The 24,961-nt window shown below is 59.9% G+C and carries 24 protein-coding genes; 9 read left to right on the top strand and 15 right to left on the bottom strand.

Annotated elements, in window-relative coordinates; translation table 11 throughout:
- Positions 1–213: 213 nt before the first annotated feature.
- Complete coding sequence (locus NK667_RS03190) at positions 214–681, bottom strand: TlpA disulfide reductase family protein (RefSeq protein WP_054613824.1); 468 nt, start codon at positions 679–681, stop codon at positions 214–216.
- Between the two features lie 114 nt (positions 682–795).
- Between NK667_RS03190 and arsC the strand changes: the two genes are divergently transcribed.
- The 3 genes from arsC to NK667_RS03175 are packed head-to-tail and all read left to right on the top strand — an operon-like array spanning position 796 to position 2,169.
- Positions 796–1,149 (top strand): arsenate reductase (glutaredoxin), encoded by a 354-nt coding sequence (arsC, locus tag NK667_RS03185; RefSeq protein WP_054613823.1) that lies wholly within the window; start codon positions 796–798, stop codon positions 1,147–1,149.
- Positions 1,146–1,742 (top strand): NAD(P)H:quinone oxidoreductase, encoded by a 597-nt coding sequence (gene wrbA / locus NK667_RS03180; protein WP_054613822.1) that lies wholly within the window; start codon positions 1,146–1,148, stop codon positions 1,740–1,742. Before arsC ends, wrbA begins: the two co-directional genes overlap by 4 nt.
- Position 1,743: 1 nt before the next feature.
- Positions 1,744–2,169, top strand: coding sequence for a DUF2069 domain-containing protein (locus NK667_RS03175; RefSeq protein ID WP_054613821.1), 426 nt, complete (start codon positions 1,744–1,746; stop codon positions 2,167–2,169).
- 118 nt (positions 2,170–2,287) lie between these two features.
- Here NK667_RS03175 and NK667_RS03170 read toward each other — a convergent pair whose 3' ends face one another.
- Together NK667_RS03170 and ttcA are read right to left on the bottom strand one after the other, a co-directional pair.
- Positions 2,288–2,962, bottom strand: coding sequence for a DNA-3-methyladenine glycosylase I (locus NK667_RS03170; protein WP_054613820.1), 675 nt, complete (start codon positions 2,960–2,962; stop codon positions 2,288–2,290).
- Positions 2,963–3,093: 131 nt separating this feature from the next.
- On the bottom strand, positions 3,094–3,918 hold the full coding sequence (gene ttcA, locus NK667_RS03165; RefSeq protein ID WP_054054850.1) for a tRNA 2-thiocytidine(32) synthetase TtcA: 825 nt from the start codon (positions 3,916–3,918) through the stop codon (positions 3,094–3,096).
- A 418-nt stretch (positions 3,919–4,336) separates the two neighbouring features.
- Here ttcA and NK667_RS03160 point away from each other — a divergent pair, with 418 nt between their 5' ends.
- Together NK667_RS03160 and NK667_RS03155 are read left to right on the top strand one after the other, a co-directional pair.
- Positions 4,337–4,939 (top strand): Yip1 family protein, encoded by a 603-nt coding sequence (locus NK667_RS03160; RefSeq protein ID WP_054613819.1) that lies wholly within the window; start codon positions 4,337–4,339, stop codon positions 4,937–4,939.
- Positions 4,940–5,079: 140 nt separating this feature from the next.
- Positions 5,080–5,574 carry a SprT family zinc-dependent metalloprotease gene (locus NK667_RS03155; RefSeq protein WP_054054846.1) on the top strand — a complete coding sequence of 165 codons (495 nt, stop codon included), beginning with the start codon at positions 5,080–5,082 and terminating at the stop codon, positions 5,572–5,574.
- 120 nt (positions 5,575–5,694) lie between these two features.
- Here the strand turns inward: NK667_RS03155 and NK667_RS03150 are convergent, their stop codons facing one another.
- Together NK667_RS03150 and NK667_RS03145 are read right to left on the bottom strand one after the other, a co-directional pair.
- Positions 5,695–6,876 carry a CaiB/BaiF CoA transferase family protein gene (locus NK667_RS03150; protein ID WP_054613818.1) on the bottom strand — a complete coding sequence of 394 codons (1,182 nt, stop codon included), beginning with the start codon at positions 6,874–6,876 and terminating at the stop codon, positions 5,695–5,697.
- Positions 6,877–7,020: 144 nt separating this feature from the next.
- Entirely contained in the window at positions 7,021–8,355 is a 1,335-nt protein-coding gene (locus NK667_RS03145) for a dicarboxylate/amino acid:cation symporter (RefSeq protein WP_054054842.1), read from the bottom strand.
- A 339-nt stretch (positions 8,356–8,694) separates the two neighbouring features.
- Between NK667_RS03145 and NK667_RS03140 the strand changes: the two genes are divergently transcribed.
- Positions 8,695–9,693 (top strand): AraC family transcriptional regulator, encoded by a 999-nt coding sequence (locus NK667_RS03140; protein ID WP_054613817.1) that lies wholly within the window; start codon positions 8,695–8,697, stop codon positions 9,691–9,693.
- 157 nt (positions 9,694–9,850) lie between these two features.
- Here the strand turns inward: NK667_RS03140 and NK667_RS03135 are convergent, their stop codons facing one another.
- The 3 genes from NK667_RS03135 to NK667_RS03125 form a co-directional block, all read right to left on the bottom strand.
- Complete coding sequence (locus NK667_RS03135) at positions 9,851–11,197, bottom strand: ATP-binding protein (RefSeq protein ID WP_054054838.1); 1,347 nt, start codon at positions 11,195–11,197, stop codon at positions 9,851–9,853.
- The gene (locus NK667_RS03130; protein ID WP_054054836.1) at positions 11,194–11,871 is read right to left on the bottom strand and encodes a response regulator; all 678 of its coding nucleotides are present in this window, start codon (positions 11,869–11,871) and stop codon (positions 11,194–11,196) included. The genes NK667_RS03135 and NK667_RS03130 overlap by 4 nt, the downstream gene beginning before the upstream one ends.
- Positions 11,872–11,991: 120 nt before the next feature.
- A complete protein-coding gene (locus NK667_RS03125) occupies positions 11,992–12,594 on the bottom strand; it encodes an outer membrane beta-barrel protein (protein WP_054054834.1) in 603 nt (200 codons plus the stop codon).
- A 146-nt stretch (positions 12,595–12,740) separates the two neighbouring features.
- Here NK667_RS03125 and NK667_RS03120 point away from each other — a divergent pair, with 146 nt between their 5' ends.
- A complete protein-coding gene (locus NK667_RS03120; protein WP_054613816.1) occupies positions 12,741–13,532 on the top strand; it encodes a dienelactone hydrolase family protein in 792 nt (263 codons plus the stop codon).
- 158 nt (positions 13,533–13,690) lie between these two features.
- Complete coding sequence (locus NK667_RS03115) at positions 13,691–14,410, top strand: 4'-phosphopantetheinyl transferase family protein (RefSeq protein ID WP_201783187.1); 720 nt, start codon at positions 13,691–13,693, stop codon at positions 14,408–14,410.
- 117 nt (positions 14,411–14,527) lie between these two features.
- Here NK667_RS03115 and NK667_RS03110 read toward each other — a convergent pair whose 3' ends face one another.
- A complete protein-coding gene (locus tag NK667_RS03110) occupies positions 14,528–16,138 on the bottom strand; it encodes an ATP-binding protein (RefSeq protein ID WP_054054829.1) in 1,611 nt (536 codons plus the stop codon).
- Positions 16,135–16,860 carry a response regulator gene (locus tag NK667_RS03105; RefSeq protein ID WP_054054827.1) on the bottom strand — a complete coding sequence of 242 codons (726 nt, stop codon included), beginning with the start codon at positions 16,858–16,860 and terminating at the stop codon, positions 16,135–16,137. Before NK667_RS03105 ends, NK667_RS03110 begins: the two co-directional genes overlap by 4 nt.
- Before the next feature lie 732 nt (positions 16,861–17,592).
- Here NK667_RS03105 and NK667_RS03100 point away from each other — a divergent pair.
- Complete coding sequence (locus NK667_RS03100; protein WP_054054825.1) at positions 17,593–20,487, top strand: ribonucleoside-diphosphate reductase subunit alpha; 2,895 nt, start codon at positions 17,593–17,595, stop codon at positions 20,485–20,487.
- 291 nt (positions 20,488–20,778) lie between these two features.
- Here the strand turns inward: NK667_RS03100 and flgE are convergent, their stop codons facing one another.
- The 5 genes from flgE to cheR all read right to left on the bottom strand — a co-directional run bounded on the left by flgE (position 20,779) and on the right by cheR (position 24,932).
- Positions 20,779–22,110, bottom strand: a complete 1,332-nt coding sequence (flgE, locus tag NK667_RS03095; protein WP_054054823.1) for a flagellar hook protein FlgE — start codon at positions 22,108–22,110, stop codon at positions 20,779–20,781.
- Positions 22,111–22,141: 31 nt separating this feature from the next.
- Positions 22,142–22,870, bottom strand: coding sequence for a flagellar hook assembly protein FlgD (gene flgD / locus NK667_RS03090; protein WP_054054821.1), 729 nt, complete (start codon positions 22,868–22,870; stop codon positions 22,142–22,144).
- 15 nt (positions 22,871–22,885) lie between these two features.
- A complete protein-coding gene (gene flgC, locus NK667_RS03085; RefSeq protein ID WP_054054819.1) occupies positions 22,886–23,329 on the bottom strand; it encodes a flagellar basal body rod protein FlgC in 444 nt (147 codons plus the stop codon).
- 3 nt (positions 23,330–23,332) lie between these two features.
- Positions 23,333–23,740, bottom strand: coding sequence for a flagellar basal body rod protein FlgB (gene flgB, locus NK667_RS03080; protein ID WP_027923954.1), 408 nt, complete (start codon positions 23,738–23,740; stop codon positions 23,333–23,335).
- A gap of 364 nt (positions 23,741–24,104) precedes the next feature.
- Complete coding sequence (cheR, locus tag NK667_RS03075) at positions 24,105–24,932, bottom strand: protein-glutamate O-methyltransferase CheR (protein ID WP_054054816.1); 828 nt, start codon at positions 24,930–24,932, stop codon at positions 24,105–24,107.
- Between the last annotated feature and the right edge of the window lie 29 nt (positions 24,933–24,961).

The following is a 24,961-nucleotide window of genomic DNA, read 5'->3' as shown; positions in this document are numbered from 1 at the left end:
AGCTCGCGGTCTTCCTGTAAGACCGCATGCGCTGACTTCACGACTGCTTCGCAGCGAAGCGCAGCCCTTGTAGCAGCTGGCGAAGCCTGCGTTCGGCTGCGCAGCAGTCGTAAACCTTGAGCTCGCGGTCTTTCTGTAAAACCGCATGCGCTGACTTCACGACTGCTTCGCAGCCGAACGCAGGCTTCGCCAGCTGCTACATCGTGTATATGCTCAATTCGTGGCCTTCAACTCTTCCAGCTTCGCCATCACCCCCGCCGCTGTCTGCTCGCCCATCAACTGTTCGCGCACCTTGCCCTTGTTATCGATGATGTAGGTCACCGGCAACGCTTCACTACGCGGCAAATCAAACAGCTCGGCCGGATCCTGCGCCAGCACGGTGAACTTGATCCCCAGTTTCTCGCTGGCGCTCTTCAGCTCTTCACCCTGCACATTGTCGAAGTTGACCCCGAACACCCCGATCTTCTTGGCCTTGAGCTCTTCGGCCAGGGTATTCAGCTGCGGGATCTCCGTTCGGCAAGGGCCACACCATTCAGCCCAGTAATTAAGCACGACCCACTGTTGATCGAGACGCCCGGCCGACACTTTGTGGCCATCCTGATCGATGCCATAGTCGTTGCCGCAGCCCCCCAGCATCAGCGCCCCGATGATCGCCAATGCCGCCGCCAATCGCCTTGTCATGTCATGTTCCTTGTTCAAAATTGAATGCGCCTGCGACCCATCGCCTCCCGAGGTTCTGGATTGGGCGCTGCACAGTTAGAATAGCCGTCACCTTACGCAAGATGCGACCCGCACATGACCGATCTGACGCTTTATCACAACCCGCGCTGCTCGAAATCCCGCGGTGCGCTCGAACTGCTCGAAGCCCGTGGCCTGACCCCGACTGTGGTCCGCTACCTCGAAACGCCACTGGACGCCGCGCAACTCCAGGCCCTGCTGAAAAAGCTCGGCATCAACGCCCGGCAATTGCTGCGCACCGGTGAGGACGAATACAAAACCCTCAACCTGGCCGACGCCACCCTCAGCGAGGCGCAATTGATCGCGGCCATCGCGGCGCACCCGAAACTCATGGAGCGGCCGATCCTGGAAGTCGGCGATAAAGCCGTCATCGGCCGTCCGCCGGAGAAAGTGCTGGAGCTGTTGCCGTGAGCGCGCCGTACATTCTGGTTCTGTATTACAGCCGCAGCGGCTCGACCAATGAAATGGCCCGGCAGATTGCCCGGGGTGTTGAGCAGTCGGGAATGGAAGCGCGTTTGCGCACCGTGCCGGCGATCTCCACCGAGTGCGAAGCGGTGTCGCCGGACATCCCGGACGAAGGCGCGCTGTACGCCAGCCTCGACGACCTGAAGAACTGTTCAGGCCTGGCCCTCGGCAGCCCGACTCGCTTTGGCAACATGGCGGCGCCGCTCAAGTATTTCCTCGACGGCACCAGCAACCTGTGGCTGACCGGCGCTCTCGTCGGTAAACCGGCCGGCGTGTTCACCTCCACCGCCAGCCTGCACGGTGGTCAGGAAACCACTCTGCTGTCGATGATGTTGCCGTTGCTGCACCATGGAATGTTGATCACCGGCCTGCCCTACAGCGAGTCGGCGTTGCTGGAAACCCGTGGCGGCGGCACGCCATACGGCGCCAGCCATCACGCCGGGGCCGATGGCAAACAGGGTTTGAACGAGCATGAAGTCGCGCTGTGCCGGGCCTTGGGCCTGCGTCTAGGGAAGACTGCGCAGAAGCTGGGGAGCTGACATGGCGAAGAAGCCAAAGATTCTGCCCTCGATCGAATGGCTCGAACCGCGCGTCAAGGCAATGCGAGCGGTCAGCCTGTTGTGCTATTTCGGTTTGGTGGGGTTGCTGTGCGCCTACTACCTGCTGGTCGCCGACCTGCATGGCGCGCGACCGTGGGTGATTTTGCTGATCGAACTGGTGCCGCTGCTGTTGCTCGCGCCGGGGATGATTGTCGGCAGCGCGCGCGGGCATTCGTGGATGTGCTTTGTGGTGAATTTGTATTTCATCAAGGGCGCATTGGCCGCGTATGACCCGAACCGGCAGCTGTTCGGATTGCTGGAGATGGGCGCGAGCCTGGCGGTGTTTTGCTCGGCGCTGCTGTATGTGCGGTGGCGGTTTCAGTTGAATCGCAAGTTGGCGGGTGAAGGCGAGATTTCGGTCGCCTGATCTGACGCCTTCGCGGGCAAGCCTCGCTCCTACATTGGGTCTTCAGTGGACACATTATTTGTGAACACCACAGATCCCCTGTGGAAGCGGGCTTGCTCGCGAAGGGCGCGACTCGGTCTCAATGATTCACTGTATACGCCAGCATCATCGAAATCTGACTCATCGCCCGCCCGCCACTCTGTTCATGCCACTGGTTGAACACATCCTGCACCAACGCCAGGTCTCGCTGGCTGGTCGGCACTTTGTCGACGATCTTCTGTGCATTCAACCCTGCCACCACGTCGTAGCTCGGCACGAACGTGTCCTTGCCGACCATGCGCAGGAAGCGTGGCGCCGACAGCCCGCCCAATTGATGACCGCGTTTTTTCAGGAAGGTCCACAAACCGACGATGTCGGTCACCGGCCACTCGGCGATCAGTTCGCCGAAGCTACCCTTTTCATGGGCCACATCCAGAATGAACTGCGCATTGCGCGGCACGCTCTTGAGCTTGCCCAAGTGGCGGATGATCCGCGCGTCCTGCATCAAGCGCTCGAGGTGCTCGGCGCTCATCAGCACGACTTTTTCCGGGTCGAATTTGAAGAACACCTCTTCGAAGGACGGCCACTTGGCGTCTACCAGGCTGTGCTTGAGCCCGGCGCGGAACACCCGCAGCGCCATAGTCGAGAGGTAACGGTCATCGCTGATCTTGCGCAATTGTGCCGGGGTATTGGGAACCGGCAGATGGGCTTCCAGTTCAGCCGCCGAACCGAAACGGTTCAGACAGTACTCGTGTAGCCACTTGTAATCGCGCATGCCCTCTCCTGAGGATTAAAACGAAAAACTAATGTGGGAGCGGGCTTGCTCGCGAAGGCGGTGTATCAGCCAATATCTATGCTGAATGACACACCGCTTTCGCGAGCAAGCCCGCTCCCACAGGGGTTTGTTCAGAGATTGACGACATTGACGAAGCGCGAGGCCGCGGTTTCGTCGATCTTCAAACTGGTGAAGTCAAACAGGTTGCGGTCCGCCAGTTGCGACGGCTGCACATTTTGCAGACTGCGGAAAATGCTTTCGGTTCGGCCCGGGGTCTTGCGATCCCACTCTTGCAGCATGTCCTTGACCACCTGGCGTTGCAGGTTTTCCTGGGAGCCGCAAAGGTTGCACGGGATGATCGGGAATTGCTTGAAGTCCGAGTAGGCCTGGATGTCTTTTTCGTTGCAGTAGGCCAACGGGCGGATCACCACGTTGCGCCCGTCGTCGGCACGCAGTTTCGGCGGCATTGCCTTGAGCGTGCCATTGAAGAACATGTTTAGGAAAAACGTCTCGACGATGTCGTCGCGGTGGTGACCGAGGGCCATCTTGGTCGCGCCAATTTCATCGGCGAAGGTGTACAGCGTGCCGCGACGCAGGCGCGAGCAAAGCGAGCAAGTGGTCTTGCCTTCCGGGATCAGTTCCTTGACCACCGAGTAAGTGTCTTTCTCGACGATGTGGTACTCGACGCCCAGTGCTTTCAGGTAGGCCGGCAGCACGTGCTCGGGAAAGCCCGGCTGCTTTTGGTCCATGTTCACGGCCACGATATCGAACTTGATCGGGGCGACCTTCTGAAAGTGCATCAGCACGTCGAGCAGGGTGTAACTGTCCTTGCCACCGGACAGGCAGACCATGACCTTGTCGCCGTCTTCAATCATGTTGAAATCGGCAACAGCCTCACCGGCCTGGCGGCGAAGGCGCTTTTGCAGTTTGTTCTGGTTGACCGTGAGAGTGCCCATGACGCGAATCCGTGAGGTGTGACGAAAGGCCGGCATTTTACGCAAAAACCTGCCATCGGCGAAGTACCCACCATCCCCGCCATCCCCACCATCCCCACCATCCCCACCATCCCCGTAGGAGCTGTCGAGTGAAACGAGGCTGCGATCTTTTGATCTTGTTTTTAAAAATCAAAGTCAAAAGATCGCAGCCTCGTTTCACTCGACAGCTCCTACAGGGGAATTTGGTGACAGACCCTGTTGCGATTAACAGTCCTGTTTACAGCGCGATTTGCTCTAACGCCCTGCAACCTGCGCCGTTAAGACCTTTCTATACTGCGACATAAGGTCGCACACATATCCAGACCTTTACTTACTTGGCCACTTTGGCCCGTAGGCGCTCCGCTGGGGGGCGATGGTAATAACAAGAGGAGTGACTGGCATGATCCATCACGTAGTGGGGCTTTTCACCCACCCCGACCAGGAATGGAAAGAAATCCGTGGCGACCAGGAGGAAAGCATCAGCCACATGTACCTCACCCACACGCTGATCCTGGCGGCGATCCCGGCTGTGTCCGCGTTTATCGGCACCACCCAGGTCGGCTGGGTCATCGGCAGTCGGGCGCCGGTGATGCTGACCACAGAAAGCGCGCTATGGATGACGATCATGTCGTACGTGGCGATGCTCGGCGGCGTGGCCGTGATGGGCGCCTTCATCCACTGGATGGCCCGTACCTATGACGCCAACCCGAGCCTTGCCCGTTGCGTCGCATTTGCCACTTATACCGCGACACCGCTGTTCGTCGGCGGTCTGGCGGCTTTGTATCCACACATGTGGCTGGGGATGATCGTTGGCACTGCCGCGATCTGCTACACGGTGTACCTGCTGTATGTGGGATTGCCGACTTTCATGAACATTCCATCGGACGAAGGATTTCTGTTTTCAAGCTCGGTGCTCGCCGTCGGGCTGGTAGTGCTGGTGGCGATCATGGCGTTTACCGTGATTGTCTGGGGACTCGGCGTGGGACCGGTCTATACGAACTAGTCTTTTCACAGAACAAGATCTGCCAACACAGGCCGCCGCAAGGCGGCCTTCTAATGTGCGGCGACGACCATTCGGCGCCTCACTGATTCGCAAGTCCCGGGGGTTGCGGCATACTCGACGTCTCTGGAGATCCATCAAGCATGCCCGAGCAACTCAATACCCGCGTCGAAGACTGTTTCCAACAAGCTGAATCCTTTTTCAAACGACCTTTCAAACGCCCCGTGGTGAGCCTCAAGCTGCGCGGGCAAAAAGCCGGTGTCGCGCATTTGCACGAGAACCTGCTGCGCTTCAACCCGCAGCTGTACCGGGAAAACACCGAAGACTTCCTCAAGCAGACCGTGGCCCACGAAGTCGCGCACCTGATCGCCCATCAACTGTTCGGCGACAGCATCCAGCCCCACGGCGAAGAGTGGCAGTTGATCATGCGCGGCGTGTACGAACTGCCGCCCAATCGTTGCCACACCTACGACGTCAAACGCCGCAGCGTGACCCGCTACATCTACAAATGCCCGTGCGCCGACAGCGATTTCCCGTTCTCGGCGCAGCGGCACAGTCTGGTGCGGCAGGGGCGGCGGTATTTGTGCCGGCGGTGCCGGAGCACGTTGGTGTTTAGTGGGGAGATGCGGGTCGAATAGTCGGATTTGTGGCGCCGGGGTCGGCCTCTTCGCGAGCAAGCCCGCTCCCACATTGGATCTGTGTCGCACTGAAGATCCCCTGTGGGAGCGGGCTTGCTCGCGAAGGCGTCTTATCAAGCGCTACACAACCACCTTGGCACGCCGCAATTCTGCAATCCGCTCAACGCTAAACCCCAACTCCCCCAACACCTGATCCGTATGCTCACCCACCGCAGCCCCAATAAACCGCGGCTCGGGCAACCCCTCGGAAAACTTCAACGGACACGCCATCTGCGCTTGATTCGTCCCGTCACCGCGAGGAACCTCAGTCACCACGCCCCGCGCCTTTAACTGCGGATGCCGTACCGCCTCGCCCAAACTCAACACTGGCTCGACACACGCATCGACCCCGGCAAACAACTCGCACAGTTCGGCAAAGTCGTGCTTCTCGAATTCCATCTTCAACTCATTCTTCAGCGCCTGTTGCTGTTCGGGTTTGAGCGACAAACCCTGGGCCGCCAGTTCCGGACGTCCCAGCGCCGAACACAGTTGCTGCATGAAGGCCGGTTCCAGGCTGCCGACCGATAACCAGCGGCCATCCCGCGAACGGTAATAGTCATAGAAGCTGCCGCCGTTGAGCATCTGCTCTTCGCGCCCCGGCTCCACGCCGCAGGCCAGGTATCCGGCGCCGGCCATGGCGTTGAGGCTGAAGGCGCAGTCGGTCATGCTCACGTCGATGTGCTGCCCCTGCCCCGTTTGCTGCCGGGCAATCACCGCCGCCAGCAGGCCGATCACCCCGTGCAACGAACCACCGGCGATATCCGCCACCTGCATGCCCAACGGCACCGGACCGCTGTCGGCGCGGCCGGTGTAGCTCGACAGCCCCGCCAGCGCCAGGTAGTTGAGGTCGTGGCCGGCGCGGTCCTTGTAGGGTCCGGTCTGGCCGTAACCGGTGATCGAGACGTAGATCAGCTTCGGATTGATCGCCTTCAGCGCTTCATAACCCAGGCCCAGGCGCTCCATCACGCCGGGGCGGAACTGCTCCAGCACGATGTCGTGGTCCTGCAGCAGTTGCTTGATCACCTCCAGCGCCTCGGGCTGCTTGAGGTCCAGGGCGAGACTGCGCTTGTTGCGGTTGAGGTAAGCGTGGCTGGCGGAGACACCTTGATCGTGGGGCGGCAGTACCCGCAGCAGGTCCATGCGAGTCGGCGATTCGATGCGCAATACTTCGGCGCCCATGTCCGCCAGCAACAAGGAGGCGAACGGCCCCGGCAGCAGTGTCGAGAAATCCAGAACCTTGAGTGATGCCAGTGGACCAAGCATGGGAATACTCCGTGAGCGATGCCTTCAGACTAGGCAGCCGAGGGCATTGCCGCAATCACCTGATGGGTCAGCAAAAATGACCGTTTCGCTCAAACCGCAGGCATGAAAAAACCCGCCGAAGCGGGTTTTTCATTGCAGCGTGTCTTATTTGACGTTGCTTGGGGTTGGGCCTTCGGCCACGCCCAGGTCGTCTTCAACGCGCTCGTCGGAGATACCGCGACCGCCAGAAGCCAGCTCGGCTTGCATCACGTCGGTGTCCAGTTCCTTGACCCACTTGGCCACGACCAGGGTCGCAACAGCGTTACCGACCAGGTTGGTCAGTGCGCGGGCTTCGGACATGAAGCGGTCGATGCCGAGGATCAGCGCCAGACCGGCAACCGGCAAGTGGCCTACAGCCGACAAGGTGGCGGCCAGTACGATGAAGCCCGAACCGGTCACGCCGGCAGCGCCTTTGGAGGACAGCAGCAACACCACCAACAGGGTGATCTGGTGGGTGATGTCCATGTGGGTGTCGGTCGCTTGAGCGATAAACACGGCCGCCATGGTCAGGTAGATCGCGGTACCGTCGAGGTTGAACGAGTAACCGGTTGGAATCACCAGGCCTACGACAGATTTCTGCGCACCCAGACGCTCCATTTTGATCAGCATGCGTGGCAGTACCGATTCCGAAGAAGAAGTACCCAGCACGATCAGCAGTTCTTCACGGATGTAGCGAATCACTTTCAGCACGCTGAAGCCGTGAGCGCGAGCGATACCGCCCAGCACGATCAGGATGAACAGCAGGCAAGTGATGTAGAAGCACGCCATCAACTGACCGAGTTGCACCAGCGAACCCACACCGTAGGCACCGATGGTGAACGCCATGGCACCGAAGGCGCCGACAGGGGCGAGCTTCATGATCATGTTGATGATGTTGAACATCACGTGAGCGAAGCGATCGATGAAGTCCAGGATCGGCTTGCCGTAGGCACCCAGGCGATGCAGGGCGAAACCGAAGATCACCGAGAACATCAATACTTGCAGGATATCGCCAGTGGCGAACGCGCCGAAGATGGTGTTCGGGATCACGTTCAGCAGGAAGCCAACGACGCTTTGATCAGCACCGGCGGCAACGTATTGAGCGACTTTGGAGGCATCCAGCGTGGTCACGTCGATGTGCATGCCGGCACCCGGCTGGACGATGTTGACCACCACCAGGCCGACCAGCAGTGCGATGGTCGAAACGATTTCGAAGTACAGCAGCGCGTAACCGCCGGTCTTGCCGACCGATTTCATGCTCTGCATGCCCGCGATACCGCTGACGACGGTGCAGAAGATGATCGGGGCGATGATCATTTTGATCAGTTTGATGAACCCGTCACCCAGCGGCTTGAGGGCCACACCGGTCTGCGGATAGAAGTGACCGATCAGGATACCGATGATGATGGCAACGATTACCTGGAAATACAGGGATTTGTACAGTGGCTGACGAGTCGTCATTGCAAAGTTCCTCAAGAGTGCCCCATCACAACATCCATCTGTTGCCCGTGACACTTCATTTGCGAACCCTCCTGCACTGGAGGGATTTGTTTTGTCGAGCTGCGCAACGGCAGGCATCTGCCGGTTGTATCGCAAAGCCCGTGCCACCTTCGCCGAATTCCCTGCAAGCCTTTTGACATCAAGGGCTGCAGGGTTTTCTTTGTCACCGGTCGGTTACGCCAATGTGGCGGATTTCCGCCTATCGCCCCGACCTCGTCCTACAATATGGCGGATATCCGCCTTGTTCATCGCCAAGTCCTGCGGCTACCATCGGCCGCTTAATGGATGGACCTGCCTGTTATGCGCGAACGCACCATCGCCAGTCATTTCGCCCGTGCCGCCCTCGGTGGTGCGCGTCGGCGTGGCTATGATTATTCCGGCCTGTTGTCACAACTGGGGATCAGCCCCGAGTTGCTCGACGAGCCGCGGGCACGCATCGCGCCGGAGCAGTTCACTCGCCTGATCCAGGGCCTGTGGCTGGCGCTGGACGACGAATACCTGGGTTTCGGCCAGGCAGCGAGCAAACCCGGCAGTTTCGCCATGATGTGCCATGCCATCATCCATTGCCGCAACCTGGAAAAAGCACTGCATCGCGGCTTATTGTTTTATAGCCTATTCCCCGAGGCTCCGCGCCTGACCCTGAGCCGCGAGGGCGAAATGATCCGCTTGAGCCTCGACGATTCGCAGTTGTGGGACCCGGATCACTTTCTCAGTGAATGCCTGCTGGTGATCTGGCATCGACTCGGCAGTTGGCTGATTGGCCAGCGCATCCGTTTGGAGGAGGCCACGTTCAGCTACCCGAAACCCGATCACGGCGCCGAATACGATCTGCTGTTTCCCTGCCCACAGGCCTTTTCGACGGCCCAAAGCAGCCTGCTGTTTCACAGCCGCTACCTGAGCATGCCGTTGTTGCAGGACGAGCGAACCCTCAAGCATTTTCTCGAACGCTCCCCCGCCGACCTGCTGTCACGCCCGGACGACGGCGACAGTTTGAGCAGCCAGTTGCGCCGTTTGCTCAGCCGCGACAGTGCACGCTGGCCAGACCTCGAAGCCGTGGCCGCGCACCTGCACATCAGCCCGCAGACGTTGCGCCGGCATTTGCGTGAAGAAGGCAGCAGTTTTCAGGAGTTGAAGGACCAGTTGCGTAGGGACATTGCGATTTATCACCTGGGACGGGCGGATCTGTCGTTGCAGCAAATTGCCGAGCAGTTGGGGTTTTCCGAGCCTTCGGCGTTTCACCGGGCGTTCAAGAAGTGGACTGGATTGACGCCGGGGGCTTATCGGGCGCAGGAGAGCTGAAGGCACCTTCAGACTTTGTGGTGGATATGCCGACCTCTTCGCGAGCAAGCCCGCTCCCACAGGGGATCTGTTGGGAGCACATAATTTTGTACACCCAAGATCCAATGTGGGAGCGGGCTTGCTCGCGAAGAGGCCCGAAAGAACACCATCAATCCGATCAAACCGCCGGAAAATGAATCCGGAACGCCGCCCCGCCCAACGCCGAATCCCCCAGGGTCAATTTGGCGCTGTAGCTCTCGATGATGTCCTTGACCACCGCCAAGCCAATCCCCTGCCCCGGATGCTGACGATCCAAGCGTTCGCCGCGTTGCAGAATCCGCGCACGCTGATCCGGCGGCACGCCCGGCCCATCATCTTCCACGCACAACTCAATTCCGCTCAGGGTTTCGCGCACGCTGATGCGCACTTCACTCAGGCACAGGCGATAGGCGTTTTCCAGCAGGTTGCCCATCATTTCCAGCAAGGCGCCCTGCTCGATCGGCACGTAACACTGCTCCGGCAAATCGAAAGCCACCCGCACGCGCTTGTCGCGATAAACCTTGTCCAGCGTATCGCACAGGCTTTGCAGCACCGGGCGCAGGCGCACCTGATGGCGTACCAGGCCGCTTTTGCGCAGGCTCGCGCGCTGCAATTGATAGCTGATCTGCTGGCTCATGCGTTCGATCTGCGATTGCAGGACCCACGCCTGATCACGATCCTCGGGGCGCTGGGCCATGTCTTCGCTGACGCTTTGCAACACGGTCAACGGGGTTTTCAGGCTGTGGGCCAGGTCGTCGAGGGAATCGCGATAGCGACTGCGTTGTTCACGTTCGCTGTGCAGCAAACGGTTGAGCGAGCCGGTCAGGCGCAGCAGTTCACGGGGGTGTTCTTCCGTGAGGCTCTCGCGAGTGCCGCTTTCGATCTCATCGAGTTCCTGGCTCAAGCGGCGCAACGCCTGCAAGCCCCAGGTCAGACCGATCCACAGCAACGCCAACAGCACCAGCAACGCGGCACCGAAGCCGAGGTAGAGATTTTCCCGCAGGCCTTCAACGGTGACTTCGTACTCGCGCACCGGTTGCAGGGCGACGATGCTGAACGCCGCGCTTTTGCCGCCGAGCAACTTGACCTCGACGTCGTAGACGAAAAATTCCTGGCCGTTGGCTTCGCGAATCCGCGCAAATTCGTTACCGCGCCCGTCATAGCGCGGCTTGTAGTTGATGTTCTCTTCCTGAGTGGCTTTCGAACGCCAGACCAGATGCCCTTCGCGGTCGTAGATGTAGCCGAGCAAACGGCTGTCAGTCAGGTTGAAACGCTCGTCGGGCAGCTGCAACGGCATCTGCAAGCGGTTGCCTTCCACCCGCGCGGCGGAGATCAACGTGGTGACGTCCGAGGCCAGACGTTGCTCGATGGAATCCTGCAGCGCCAGGCTGAACGCTCCCTGCATCGCCGGCAACAACGCCAACATGAACAACACCGCCAACAGTGTGGCGGCGAGCATCAGGCGGACGCGAAGGGAACGAATCAAGTGCAGCGCTCATTGAACAGGTAACCGAGGCCGCGCACGGTGTCGATCGGCTTGAACCCAGCCGGGCCTTCGAGTTTGCGGCGCAAGCGGCCGACCAGCACTTCGATCACATTCGGATCGCGCTCGTCGTCGTCCGGGTACAGCTGTTCCATCAAGCGGTCCTTGGCCACCACTTGCTGGTGATGGCGCATCAGGTACTCGAGGATCCGGTACTCGTAAGCGGTCAGTGCCAGCGGCTGGTCGTCGAGGGACGCCTGCTTGCGATTGAGGTCGAGCAGCAGCGGCCCGGCGACAATCGTCGACTGGGTGAAACCGCTGGAGCGACGCAACAAGGCATTGAGCCGGGCGTCCAGCTCCTCGAACTGGAACGGCTTGACCACGTAGTCGTCGGCGCCGGCGGCCAGGCCTTCGACCTTGTCCTGCCAGTTGCCGCGCGCGGTGAGGATCAGGATCGGAAAGGTCTTGCCCCGGGAGCGCAGCTGACGAATCAGGTCGAGCCCGCCCATGCCCGGCAGGCCGAGGTCGATCACCGCCAGGTCATGGTTGAACTGCTCGGTCTGATACAGCGCCTCTTCGGCGTTGGCCACGGACTCGACCACGTGGCCGCTATCCGTCAGGCGGGTTTGCAGGTGATGGCGCAACAGCGCTTCATCTTCGACGACCAGCAGTTTCATAACGCTCTCCCGGGCAAAACAACATCTCCAGAGGCATGCGCAGATGCCTCGATGGTCAACATGGCAACGCCGGATCACCCGTTTTGGGTGACCCGGCGCAGGTCTGTCACGAACCGCTGATTAAAAAGCGTAGTTGGCAGACAGGTACGTCTGGGCGCTGCTGTTCAAGGCCAGCGACCCTTGTTTGCTACCACCGCGCTCGCTCATTTCGGTGCTGGCATTGCTGCGCAGGTAACGGTAACCCAGCTCGACCGAGGTGTTCTGGGAAACTTGCTGCAACACACCGACCTGGCCGCCGAGGGCGTAACCGATGTCGCTGTCGCGGCTGAAGCCTGGGGACTCTTGAGTCATCTTGGTGATACCGGCCGTGGCACCGCCGAACAATTTGGTGCTGCCGCCCACCGGGTAGAACAGATCGTAGCTGCCCAGCAGGTTTTCCTGACGCAGTTTAATGCCATTGTGCGAGCCCGACACGTTGTCGTAGGTGGCGTAGTAGCGGCCCTGGCTGTTTTGCTGGCCCAGGCGCACACCCCAAGTGGTGTCCTTGCCAATCACGCCGTCGGCGTTCGGGCTGTTGAGGTTATCGTTCAAGGCGTGGGACTTTTTAACCTTGTCGCTGGTTTGGCCGAGCGTCAGGCCGGCGAAGGTTTCGTCGGTGGCGTGGGCAGCGGCGCTGGCGCTCAAAACAGTGAAAGCCAGAAGCAGTTTTTTCAATCCAGTCATAGGAAGTTTCCTTATGCGCTATCGCTTTTTGGGTACGGGGCAAGGTTACTGACCCAGCCCTGAACTCCCCCTGAACGCACTCTGAACCTAAGCTGAATCAAATCGACTAGGCTGATTTGACGACTTTCTTTGCAGGAGATCCGACCATGCGCATGTTCCTCGCCCTCGTATTGCTGGCCTTGAGCGGGCTGACCCAGGCTGCAATCAAGACCCAGGAAATCCCATACCAGAGCACCGACGGGACGAAAATGATTGGCTACTACGCCTACGACGACGCCATTAAAGGCCCGCGTCCAGGCGTGGTGGTGGTGCATGAATTCTGGGGCCTCAACGATTACGCCAAGCGTCGTGCCCGGGATCTGGCCGGGTTGGGTTACAGCGCGTTGGCCATCGACATGTATGGCGGCGGCAAGAACACCGAGCATCCCAAGGACGCCATGGCGTTCATGCAAGAAGTGCTGAAGGACAGTGCGGTGGCCAGCGCACGCTTCCAGGCCGGGCTCGATCTGTTGAAGCAACAACCGCAGACCGACCCGAACAAACTCGCGGCCATCGGTTATTGCTTCGGTGGTGGCGTGGTGCTGAATGCGGCACGTCAGGGCTTGCCGTTGAAAGGCGTGGTGAGTTTCCACGGGGCGCTGGCGACCAATACGCCAGCAGCGCCGGGCAGTGTGAAGGCGAAAATCCTCGTCGAGCATGGCGCCAAGGACAGCATGATCACCCCGGACAACGTGGCGGCGTTCAAGTCGGAAATGGACAAGGCTGGCGCGGACTATAAGTTTGTCAGCCTGAAAGACGCCAAGCATGGGTTCAGCAATCCGGATGCGGATCGGTTGGGCCATGGCGATCATGGCGGGCCGGATATTGGCTACAACAAAGCGGCGGATGAGAGTTCGTGGGCGGATATGAAGGCGTTCTTCAAGAAGATCTTTGCTTGAGCAGGTAGACCGCGGCGCGGCGGCGATTCGCGAGCAGGCTCGCTCCCACATTGGAATGCGTCCCCCTGTGGGAGCGAGCCTGCTCGCGAATCGCCGCCACGCCACCGATCTAACCTTTGCACTACCCAGCCCCCGGACAACCCGGCAAAATGCCTGACATGAATCCAGCCCTTCCCGCCTGTTGCACCCCACTCGAGCCTCACTGGCCGTTGCCTTTCGTGCTGCCCGATTGCGTGCTGTTGAGCACTCACTTCGACACTTCGCAACTGGCCAGCGATGACTTTCAGCGCAGCGCCATCGCGCCGCCGGCGAGCATCCAGCGTTCAGTGGCCAAGCGTCAGGCGGAGTTTCTCGCCGGGCGGGTTTGCGCCCGGGCCGCGTTGCAGCAACTGGAAGGGTTGAGTTTTATCCCAGCCATTGGCGAAGACCGTGCCCCGGTGTGGCCTGCGCACATCACCGGTTCAATCACCCACAGCACCGGCCGCGCCGCGGCGATTGTCGCGAACAAGGCGCACTGGCGCGGGCTGGGCATGGACCTGGAAAACCTGCTCAACTTCGAACGGGCCGAACGCCTGGCCGGGGAAATCCTCACGCCGCCGGAGTTGCAGCGCATGGCCGCCGGGGCGAAAGATCAGTTGGCGTTGTTGGTGACGCTGACCTTTTCGGTGAAGGAAAGCCTGTTCAAAGCGCTGTACCCGATCGTTCAGCAGCGGTTTTATTTTGAACACGCTGAAGTGCTGGAGTGGACGGTGGATGGTCAGGTGCGATTGCGCTTGCTGACGGATTTGTCCAGCGAATGGCGCAACGGCACGGAGCTGGAGGCGCAGTTTGGGGTGCAGGATGGGCAGTTGTTGAGTTTGGTCAGTATCAAGGCCTGAAGATTTGTAGCGCCTGGGAGGGCCTCTTCGCGAGCAAGCCCGCTCCCACATTAGAATGCATTTCAAAATGTGGGAGCGGGCTTGCTCGCGAAGGCGATAGAGCCGCCACCACACATCTCAACGCTTCTCCTGATTCCTCGGCCAGCTCAAACTGAAACACGCCCCGCCCAGGCTTTTGCTCTTGCTGATCAGCGCCCGCCCGCCGTGCCAGTGCACAATTCGCCGCACGATGGACAAGCCCAATCCATGTCCGCCCGACGCGCGGGTGCGGCTGTCATCGAGGCGCAGGAACGGGGTGAAGATTTTCTCCCAGGCAATTTCCGGCACGCCCGGCCCGTCATCTTCGACGTCCACCCGACAGCGCAACTGCCCGACCTGATAACTCACGGTCACCCGCGACTGCGCATGGCGCATCGCATTGCTGACCAGGTTCTGCAAGGCGCGGTGCAGGTAACGCGGTTCGGCTTCGACCCAGGCATCGTCGCAATCGGCGGCGGACAGGCACAACCCGCGCTGCACCGTCACTTCCGCGCGCAGCGGCGCCAGTTCCTCGATCACCTGATTGACCAGCGCATCCAGATCGACCCGCTGGAAATTCAGGGCCGGCGAGCCCTGCTCCAACCGCGCGTAGGTGAGCATCTCGTCAACCAGTTTGTCGAGGTCCTCGATGTCGTGGTCCATGCCTTCGCGGTACTTTTCCAGGGCCTGGGGCGTGGTGGCCGAGCCGATCATTTCCAGACCAAAACGCAAGCGCGCCACAGGTGTGCGCAGTTCGTGGGACACCGCACGCACCAGTTCACGCTGGATCGCCAGCAACTGCTGCAAGTGCTCGGCCATGCCGTTGAATGCCGAGGCCAGGCGCCCGACCGAGTCCGCGCCGCGTGCCGGCACGCGGGTTTCCAGGCTGCCCTTGGCGATGCGCGTGGCGGCGGCTTCGAGGCCGCGCAAACGCCGCTCCAGTTGTCGCACCAGCAAATAAACGATCAAACCGATCAACGTCAGCCCCAGTGCGGCGATCAGCACCAGCCACTCCGGCGGATACGGGTTCATCTGAAACAACGGACCGATTTCCAGCACCCACGGCGTGCCGACCATGCCGGCAAACACGCGGATCGAATCGCCACCCTTGCCCAGCGCCATCACCGTGTCGCCTTCGGACACCCGGCGACTCTGGTCTTCGTCCATGTCCGCCTGTTCGACCTTTACCAGTCGCAGGTCGAAACCAAACCCTTTGTCTTCCTTCAACTGCGCCAGGCGCTTGGGTTGCTCGGCCACCGGGTAGCGCACCAGTTCGTCGGCCAGCAGGTAAATGGTCGCCCGGGCCAGTTGCTCGCTGATCTGCTGCACTTCGCCGGTGAGCACCAGTTGTTCCTTGTCACTGACCAAGCGGTAAACCTTCGCCGCATGCGGGCCGGTCTGCTCCACCAGGGCCTGGCCTCGTAGCACGCGGGTGCGCTGGGTCAGGTCGAGGTCGGTCTGGGCGAAGGTCTGTAACGCCAGCGGAATCCCCAGCAGGCGCTCCCACACCAGCAAGGCGCGGTGGCGCTCGGTTTCGTTCATCGGTTGCAGGTTGTCGGCCATCAGCGAAAACGTGCCGTGGGCCAGGCGCTCGCGGTATTGCTCGCTGCGCACTTGGTTGAGCAGGTGCAGCGCCAGCACGCCGAGCACGGCCACGAGGATCAGCGCTGCGCACATGCCGCCGTAGATGCGCAGGAAGATCGAATTCACAGGGGCAGGTCTACGCAGGCTTCCGGCACGAACAGGTAACCTTTGCTGCGCACGGTCTTGATCAGGCGTGGATGGTCCGGGTCGTCGCCGATTTTCGGCCGGATGCGCGAGATGCGCACATCGATGGAGCGGTCCTGGCCGTCGTAGCCGATGCCGCGCAACGCGGTAAAGATTTCTTCCCGGGACAAAATGCGCCCGGCGTTGGCCACCAGCAGCCACAGCAGATCGAACTCGGCGCTGGTCAGTTCGATGCCTTGGTCATTGAGCCAGGCTTCGCGCAGCGCGTTGTCCACCACCAATGGGCCGAACTGCAAGCGCCGGAGTTTTTCCGGGGCCACTTCCGGCGTTTCGCTGCGGCGCAACAAGGCCTGGATCCGCGCCAGCAGCAAGCGTGGGCGCACCGGTTTGCACACGTAGTCGTCGGCGCCCAGGTCCAGGCCGAGGATCTGATCGGTGTCGTCGGTGCGCGCCGTGAGCATCAGGATCGGGCCGTCGTACTTGTCGCGCACCTTGCGGCAAATGCTCAACCCATCCTCGCCGGGGAGCATCAGATCAAGTATCACCAAGTCCGGCTGCTCCTTGATGATCCGCGCGGCGGCCAATGCGCCGTTGCCTTCGATCGCTACGCGCAGGCCATTGGCTTCGAGGTAATCGCGGGTCAGTTCGGCCAGACGCTGGTCGTCTTCGACAATCAATACCTGCCAGGCTTCTTGCTGCTCCACGGTGACCTCTGCTTGCCAACAACACTAATAAGGAAGGATCCCCCCGTCTTTTTGTAATGATTGGGGAGGATAAGAATGCGTGCGTACGGCCGATTGTATAAACGTCGCCCGGTGAGAAAACAAGTCGGCAAATGCGTTCGGACAACCCGGTTTTTTGTGATAGGGTTCGCGCCCTTAAAAAACCGCCCGGACTGTTTTCAATTGTGAAAATACCATGACAAACGGTCTACTCCAGTAGGGTCGCGGCCTACACGCTGTTTCCACGTTTCACACACAATTTACGCACAGGTTTATCCACAGGTAGTACGTTGCAATCACCCCCCAAAACGCATTATCTTGTACCTCGGCGCTCAAAAAACCCTACATGTAGGGTTTTAGCCTAAAAACCAAACACAAACCAGACACCGATTTCAAGCGCTTTTATTGCCTTTGTCTGGTTGAACCAAACGTATTTCAAGAAGCCCAAACCGCTCGAGCGGATGGCTACTGTTTTTGAGCCCAAAACGGCAAGAACGGTACGGGTGTTGCAGTCCCCAACTGTCACCCGACACGAATTCGGTCTTCAGCCTCTGGCTTGAGACCAAAGACTTCGGCATGGAAGCGGCGCCCTATAGCCCCCTTCCTACTGTCCCGAAGTTGTTATGCCCGGCGCTCGCCGGTTGTAGTGCTTCAGGACGGAACGGTGGGCACCGTGATGGTGCCCAAACAAACATAGAGAACGTGGAGACACCCATGCAAACCGACACAACTCGCGAGAACCCGCAGGGCACCTTGCCGCAGGCTGCTGATTCGTCTTCGGATCTGTCCGCCACCGCGCCTGGTCAACTGCGCGTGATCAAGCGTAACGGGACTGTCGTTCCTTACACCGATGACAAAATCACCGTCGCCATCACCAAAGCGTTTCTCGCAGTTGAGGGCGGCACCGCTGCCGCCTCGTCGCGAATCCACGACACCGTTGCCCGCCTGACCGAACAAGTCACCGCGACCTTCAAGCGTCGCATGCCTTCGGGCGGCACTATCCACATCGAAGAAATCCAGGACCAGGTCGAACTGGCCCTGATGCGTGCCGGCGAGCAGAAAGTCGCTCGCGACTACGTGATCTACCGTGACGGTCGTTCGAAACAACGCGCCGCCCACGCTCCGGTCGAAGAAGCGGTCAACGCTCACCCGTCGATCCGCATCACCCGCGCCGATGGCACCTTTGCTCCTCTGGACATGGGCCGCCTGAACACCATCGTCACCGAAGCGTGCGAAGGCCTGGAAGAAGTCGACGGCGACCTGATCCAGCGCGAAACCCTGAAAAACCTGTACGACGGCGTGGCCCTGACCGACGTCAACACCGCTCTGGTGATGACCGCCCGTACGCTGGTCGAGCGTGAGCCGAACTACTCGTTCGTCACCGCCCGCCTGCTGATGGACACCCTGCGTGCCGAAGGCCTGAGCTTCCTGGAAGTTGCCGAGAGCGCGACTCACCACGAAATGGTCGACCTGTACGCCAAGGCGCTGCCGGCCTACATCGCCAAGGGCATCGAATTCGAATTGCTGAACCCGATCCTGGCCACTTTTGACCTGGAAAAACTCGGCAAGGCGATCAACCACGAGCGCGATCAGCAGTTCACGTACCTGGGCCTGCAAACCCTGTACGACCGTTACTTCATCCACAAGGACGGTATCCGCTTCGAACTGCCGCAGATCTTCTTCATGCGCGTGGCCATGGGCCTGGCGATCGAAGAGAAGCACAAAGAAGACCGTGCGATCGAGTTCTACAACCTGCTGTCGTCCTTCGACTACATGTCGTCGACCCCGACACTGTTCAACGCCGGCACCCTGCGTCCACAGCTGTCCAGCTGCTACTTGACCACCGTGCCGGATGACCTGTCGGGCATCTACCACGCGATCCACGACAACGCCATGTTGTCGAAATTCGCTGGCGGCCTGGGCAACGACTGGACTCCGGTTCGTGCGTTGGGTTCGTACATCAAGGGCACCAACGGCAAATCCCAGGGCGTTGTTCCGTTCCTGAAAGTGGTGAACGACACCGCCGTGGCCGTTAACCAGGGTGGCAAGCGCAAAGGCGCTGTGTGTGCTTACCTGGAAACCTGGCACATGGACATCGAGGAGTTCATCGAGCTCCGTAAGAACACCGGTGATGATCGTCGTCGTACCCACGACATGAACACTGCCAACTGGATCCCTGACCTGTTCATGAAGCGCGTCTTCGATGACGGCAAGTGGACCCTGTTCTCGCCGTCCGAAGTACCGGATCTGCACGACCTGACCGGCAAGGCCTTCGAAGAGCGTTACGAGTACTACGAAGCCCTGTCCGAGTACCCGGGCAAGATCAAGCTGTTCAAGACCATCCAGGCCAAAGACCTGTGGCGCAAAATGCTGTCCATGCTGTTTGAAACCGGCCACCCATGGCTGACCTTCAAAGACCCGTGCAACCTGCGCAGCCCGCAGCAGCACGTGGGCGTGGTCCATAGCTCGAACCTGTGCACCGAGATCACCTTGAACACCAACAAGGACGAGATCGCTGTTTGCAACCTGGGCTCGATCAACCTGCCGAACCACATCACCAACGGCAAGCTGGACACCGCCAAGCTGGAACGCACCGTGAACACCGCCGTTCGCATGCTCGATAACGTTATCGACATCAACTACTACTCGGTGCCACAAGCGAAGAACTCCAACTTCAAGCACCGTCCGGTCGGCCTGGGCATCATGGGCTTCCAGGATGCGCTGTATCTGCAGCACATTCCTTACGGTTCCGATGCAGCCGTCGAGTTCGCCGACAAGTCGATGGAAGCGGTCAGCTACTACGCGATCCAGGCTTCCTGCGACCTGGCCGACGAGCGCGGCGCCTACGAGACGTTCCAGGGTTCGCTGTGGTCCAAAGGCATCCTGCCGCTGGATTCGCAACAGATCCTGATCGAGCAACGTGGCCAGAAGTACATCGACGTTGACCTGAAAGAATCCCTGGACTGGGCACCGGTTCGTGCCCGTGTGCAGAAAGGCATTCGTAACTCCAACATCATGGCCATCGCACCGACCGCCACCATCGCCAACATCACTGGCGTATCGCAGTCGATCGAACCGACCTACCAGAACCTCTATGTGAAATCGAACCTGTCGGGCGAATTCACCGTGATCAACCCGTACCTGGTTCGCGACCTGAAGGCTCGCGGTCTGTGGGACTCGGTCATGATCAACGACCTGAAGTACTACGACGGTTCGGTGCAACAGATCGAGCGCATCCCGCAAGAACTCAAAGAGCTCTACGCGACTGCCTTCGAAGTGGACACCAAGTGGATCGTTGACGCGGCCAGCCGTCGTCAGAAGTGGATCGACCAGGCTCAGTCCCTGAACCTGTACATCGCCGGCGCCTCGGGCAAGAAGCTGGACGTGACCTACCGCATGGCTTGGTACCGTGGTCTGAAAACCACTTACTACCTCCGTGCCCTGGCCGCGACCAGCACCGAGAAGTCGACCATCAACACCGGCAAGCTGAACGCTGTTTCCAGCGGCGGCAACCACGGTGAAGATTCGGTCCTGGCTGCTCCAGCCGGTCCAGCTCCAGTGCCGAAGGCTTGCGCCATCGATGAGCCGGATTGCGAAGCTTGCCAATAAGCTGAGCCGGTAGGCGCTGCAAGGCGCTGACCTGAAACCCCCGATGCGCCTCTGGCGGGTCGGGGGTTTTTCTTTTGTCTGGGGGAAAGGGTTGGCCGGGATGACGCCTTCGCGGGCGAGCCTCGCTCCTACAGGGTTTGTGTCGCTCACGACGTAGAACCCGTAGGAGCGAGGCTTGCCCGCGAAGAGGCCCACCCGCTCACCACAAAATCCTTACCCGGACAAAATCCCGGGCATAAAAAAGCCCCTCTTCCGAGGGGCTCTTGGTGAAGCGCTACAACCCAACCAGCATCAGGTCATCTGAATGATGGTCTGCATGATGGTGCTCTGGGTGGAGATGGTCTTGGCGTTCGCCTGGTAGTTGCTCTGCGCCTTGATCAGGTTGACCAGTTCGTTGGTCAGGTTGACGTTTGACTCTTCCAGGGAGTTGGACTGGATAGAACCCAGAGTGCCGGTTTCCGGCGCGTCGTAGCCCGGGATACCCGAAGCGAACGTCTCTTTCCAGCTGGTGCCGCCAATCGCTTGCAGGCCTTGTTCGTTGGTGAAGCTGGCCAGCGCAACCTGGCCGATGGCCTTGCTCTGGTTGTTGCTGAAGTTGGCGAACAGGGTGCCGGTGCCGTCGATGGTCAGGTTGGTGATCTGGCCAGTGGCGTAGCCGTCCTGGGTCGGGATGGAACGCGCGGTGTCTGCGTTGTACTGGGTGGTATTGGCCATGGAGATCGTCACGCCTGCCGGGTTGGCTGCCGCGCCGTTGGCCTTCCAGACGCCGTTGGTCACAGTGCCCGGTACCCAGCTAGTCATTTTCAGGTCGCTGCTGATGACCGGTGCACCAGGTGGTGCCGGAGTGCTGACCTGAGTCAGTTTACCATTGGTGTCGAACGACAGCGTCGAGGCTACCGGCGGGGTCGCTGCAGCGGTTGGATCACTGCCGGTCGCATCCGGGTTACGACCATCCACCAGGGTGTAGACCTTCCAGGTGTTGGAACCGGTTTTCACCATGTACTGATCCATGGTGTGCTGGTTGCCCTGGCTGTCATAGATCGGGGTGCTGAACGACTTGGTATAGGTCGCCGTCAGGGTCGGGTTGAACTTGCCAGCCGGGACAGTATCGTCGATGACCGGAGCCGTCGAGTTCAGGTTGATTGTCGAAGTCACGGTCGAAGTGGTCTTCGGCGCCAGGTTCGAGGTGTCGAGTTTCAAGTCAGTCAACACGCCGTTGATGATCTTGCCGTTGGCATCCACGCCGTAGCCTTGCAGGCGGGACGTGTAATCGGTGTTGGTGATGAAACCGTCCTTGTCGACCTTGAACGTACCGTTACGGGTGTAGGACGTCGCACCGTTGTTGCTCAGGGTGAAGAAACCCGAGCCGTTGATGCCCATGTCCAGCACGTTACCGGTGTTGTTGATGTCACCTTGGGTGAACTGCTGGGAAACGTTGGCCAGGCGCACACCGCTGCCGACCACTTGGCTGCCGCTGCCGAGCTTGGTCGCCGAGTAGACGTCTTCAAATTCGGTACGGGAGGATTTGAAACCGGTGGTCGCGACGTTGGCGATGTTGTTGCCGGTCACGTCCAGTTGTTTATTGGCTGCATAGAGACCGCTAAGGCCGATATTGAAAGACATATTCCACTCCTTTGTGCCGGGTTAGTCGGCTCTATATACCAATGGTTTGAACTTTGGACAGCGCCACCGGGCCCAGGCCCGCGAGGTTGAGCATCAGCTCGCCGCCGGTCTGGCTGAGGGTCACGCTGTTGACGGTGGCCGGCAGGTAAACCGCCAGGTCCGTCGCCGTGCCGTTGACCGGTGCACTGGCCTTAATGGTGTAGGCGCCGACCGGAACGGGGTTGCCGCTCGAATCCTTGCCATCCCATGTGAAGCTGGAACTGCCGACCGCGCGGGTGCCCAGGTCGATGGTGCGGACCGTCTTGCCGTCTTTGTCGGCAATGGTCACCGTGCCGCTGCTGATCGACGAAGTCAGGTTCACCGAGCCGGTAACAGCCTTGGTCGGATCATCGACCTGGATGTTGTTGGTCTGCACGATCACGGAACGGCCGACCAGGGACGAAGCCTGCAACGCTTGCGAAGAGCTGTAGTTGCCGGCAATCGAGCTGACCGTGCTGTTAAGCGTGGTGATGCCTTCCAGGCTGCTGAACTGGGCCAACTGGGCGACGAACGCACTGTTGTCCTGCGGGTCCAGCGGGTTCTGGTTTTTCAGCTGCGTCACCAGCAATTGCAGGAACGCATCCTTGCCCAACGTCTGGCCGCCCGTCGCGCTGTTGGTCGCGGAGGCAATGCCGCCGGACGTGGAGCTGCTGGATTTAACGGAAGAGTTCGCCAGGATGTCGTTGAGGCTGAGGCTGCTGGTGGAATCGGTAACACTCATCTGAGTCGCCCCTTATCACTGACCGAGGGTCAGGACCTTCTGCATCATGGTTTTGGCGGTGTTCATCATTTCGGCGTTGGTCTGGAACGAACGGCTCGCGGAAATCATGTCGGCCATTTCTTCCACGACGTTGACGTTCGGGTAGTAGACGTAGCCCTTGGCGTCGGCCGCCGGATGGTTCGGCTCGTAACGCGCTTCAAGGTTGCTCTGGTCTTCGACCACGCCGAGCACTTGCACGCCTTGACCGGCGGCGTCCTGGCTCTGGAACAGCGAATCGCTGCCGCCGTTCTGGCCGCCCTGGAACATGGTGGCGAATACCGGGTGACGGGCGCGATAGGTCTGGTCGATGCTCGACGAGACGGTTTCGGCGTTGGCGATGTTCGAGGCCACGGTGTTGAGGCGCGTGGTCTGGGCACTCATGCCGCTACCGGCAATGTTGAAAACACTGGCAAGGGACATGACTTACTCTCCACGCAGGGCTGAAACCAGCCCTTTGAATTTGCTGTTGAGCAGGGTGAAGCTGGCCTGGAAGCCGACCGCGTTTTCCGCGTAGTTCGACTGTTCCAGTTGAGCGTCCACGGTGTTCTGGTCGATCGACGGTTGCATCGGCGTGCGATACAGCAGCGACTCGTCGCCATTGCCCAGGCCTTCAGCTTCGATATGACGGCTGTTGGTCATGTTCAAGGCGAAAGTACCGCCCTTGGTTTTCTCGTTCTGTGCGGCAAGCACTTTGGAGAAGTCCAGATCCCGAGCCTTGTAGTTCGGGGTGTCGGCGTTGGCGATGTTGTTGGCCAAGACTTCGGCACGCTGGGCGCGGAAGCCCAGGGCTTGTTCGTGGATACCGAGCGCTTTATCGAAGCTGATGCTCATGTCGGGAAACCTTCGGGTGACCTGATTTTTCGTAACTTGAACATAGCAAGCGGCGTGCCAATTCAAAAAACGCCGTAAACCGGGGCTTTGCGGGCATCGGCAAGGCGGCAATGCCAGAAAAGCGGCAACGAGTTTCCGCCGTCTGCCGCTTTTCTGCCGCTTTCCCACGGGCAACACCGTTTCAAATTGTAGGAGCGAGGCTTGCCCGCGAAAGCGTCGGGACAGTCAATGATGATGTTGTCTGACACGCCGCTTTCGCGGGCAAGCCTCGCTCCTACAGGTAGTGCGGTGTTTGTGGGAAATCAGCAGGCATAAAAAAACGGGAGCCCCTGAGGACTCCCGTTTTTGTGATGCCGTCAACGAATCACTTCGCCTGGTAAATGATCCCCGGGCTGCACTGGACCATCTGGTAGTGATCCGGCAAACCGTTCAGCGCTTCGGACGCGCCGAGGAACAGATAGCCACCTGGCTTCAAAGTGCTGTGGATGCGCAACAGGATGTCTTTCTTCACCTCGGCGGAGAAGTAGATCAGCACGTTGCGGCAGAACACGATGTCGAACTTGCCCAGCGCCGCGTAGCTATCGAGCAGGTTGAACGAACGGAACTCGACCCGGCTTTTGATCGGCGCCTTGATCGCCCAACGTCCAGGCCCTTTCGGATCGAAGAAACGTTGCAAACGCTCGGGCGACAGGCCGCGACCGATTGCCAGGCTGTCGTACTCGCCGGTCTTGCAGTTGGTCAGCATGGTGCCGGACAGGTCGGTGGCAACGATCTGCACGCCCATCTTCAACTGGCCCATGTTGGTCCGCTCGAACTCGTCGATCGACATCGACAGCGAATACGGTTCCTGACCCGACGAACACGCCGCCGACCAGATGCGCAGCCGTTGACCGGGAGCAGCCTTGATCGCTTCGGGCAGTACCTTGTTCTTCAAGACTTCAAACGGATAGGTGTCACGAAACCACAGGGTTTCGTTGGTCGTCATGGCATCCACCACCATCTCGCGCAAACCACTGCGCGGCTGGGTCTGGATGCGCTGGACCAGCTCACCCAGGGATTTGATGCCCTGCTGTTCCATCAGTTTGTTGAGACGGCTCGAGACCAGGTATTGCTTGTTTTCACCGAGCAAAATGCCACAGGCTTTTTCCAGGAAGACCCGGAACTGTTCGAAATCCAAATTACCCGTAGACAAAGATACCGCCTCTTAAATCGTGTTGAACG

The organism is Pseudomonas nunensis, from assembly GCF_024296925.1.
Taxonomy (GTDB): Bacteria; Pseudomonadota; Gammaproteobacteria; order Pseudomonadales; family Pseudomonadaceae; genus Aquipseudomonas; species Aquipseudomonas nunensis.
This window is presented reverse-complemented; position numbering and strand designations above follow the sequence as displayed.

Coding starts and splice junctions, on each gene's coding strand:
- NK667_RS03140 (WP_054613817.1), top strand. CDS start 8,695: ATGCGCGAACGCACCATCGCCAGTCATTTCGCCCGTGCCGCCCTCGGT.
- arsC (WP_054613823.1), top strand. CDS start 796: ATGACCGATCTGACGCTTTATCACAACCCGCGCTGCTCGAAATCCCGC.
- flgD (WP_054054821.1), bottom strand. CDS start 22,870: ATGAGTGTTACCGATTCCACCAGCAGCCTCAGCCTCAACGACATCCTG.
- NK667_RS03100 (WP_054054825.1), top strand. CDS start 17,593: ATGCAAACCGACACAACTCGCGAGAACCCGCAGGGCACCTTGCCGCAG.
- flgB (WP_027923954.1), bottom strand. CDS start 23,740: ATGAGCATCAGCTTCGATAAAGCGCTCGGTATCCACGAACAAGCCCTG.
- flgE (WP_054054823.1), bottom strand. CDS start 22,110: ATGTCTTTCAATATCGGCCTTAGCGGTCTCTATGCAGCCAATAAACAA.
- ttcA (WP_054054850.1), bottom strand. CDS start 3,918: ATGGGCACTCTCACGGTCAACCAGAACAAACTGCAAAAGCGCCTTCGC.
- NK667_RS03160 (WP_054613819.1), top strand. CDS start 4,337: ATGATCCATCACGTAGTGGGGCTTTTCACCCACCCCGACCAGGAATGG.
- NK667_RS03170 (WP_054613820.1), bottom strand. CDS start 2,962: ATGCGCGATTACAAGTGGCTACACGAGTACTGTCTGAACCGTTTCGGT.
- NK667_RS03145 (WP_054054842.1), bottom strand. CDS start 8,355: ATGACGACTCGTCAGCCACTGTACAAATCCCTGTATTTCCAGGTAATC.
- NK667_RS03120 (WP_054613816.1), top strand. CDS start 12,741: ATGCGCATGTTCCTCGCCCTCGTATTGCTGGCCTTGAGCGGGCTGACC.
- NK667_RS03155 (WP_054054846.1), top strand. CDS start 5,080: ATGCCCGAGCAACTCAATACCCGCGTCGAAGACTGTTTCCAACAAGCT.
- NK667_RS03115 (WP_201783187.1), top strand. CDS start 13,691: ATGAATCCAGCCCTTCCCGCCTGTTGCACCCCACTCGAGCCTCACTGG.
- flgC (WP_054054819.1), bottom strand. CDS start 23,329: ATGTCCCTTGCCAGTGTTTTCAACATTGCCGGTAGCGGCATGAGTGCC.
- NK667_RS03190 (WP_054613824.1), bottom strand. CDS start 681: ATGACAAGGCGATTGGCGGCGGCATTGGCGATCATCGGGGCGCTGATG.
- NK667_RS03150 (WP_054613818.1), bottom strand. CDS start 6,876: ATGCTTGGTCCACTGGCATCACTCAAGGTTCTGGATTTCTCGACACTG.
- NK667_RS03125 (WP_054054834.1), bottom strand. CDS start 12,594: ATGACTGGATTGAAAAAACTGCTTCTGGCTTTCACTGTTTTGAGCGCC.
- NK667_RS03175 (WP_054613821.1), top strand. CDS start 1,744: ATGGCGAAGAAGCCAAAGATTCTGCCCTCGATCGAATGGCTCGAACCG.
- NK667_RS03130 (WP_054054836.1), bottom strand. CDS start 11,871: ATGAAACTGCTGGTCGTCGAAGATGAAGCGCTGTTGCGCCATCACCTG.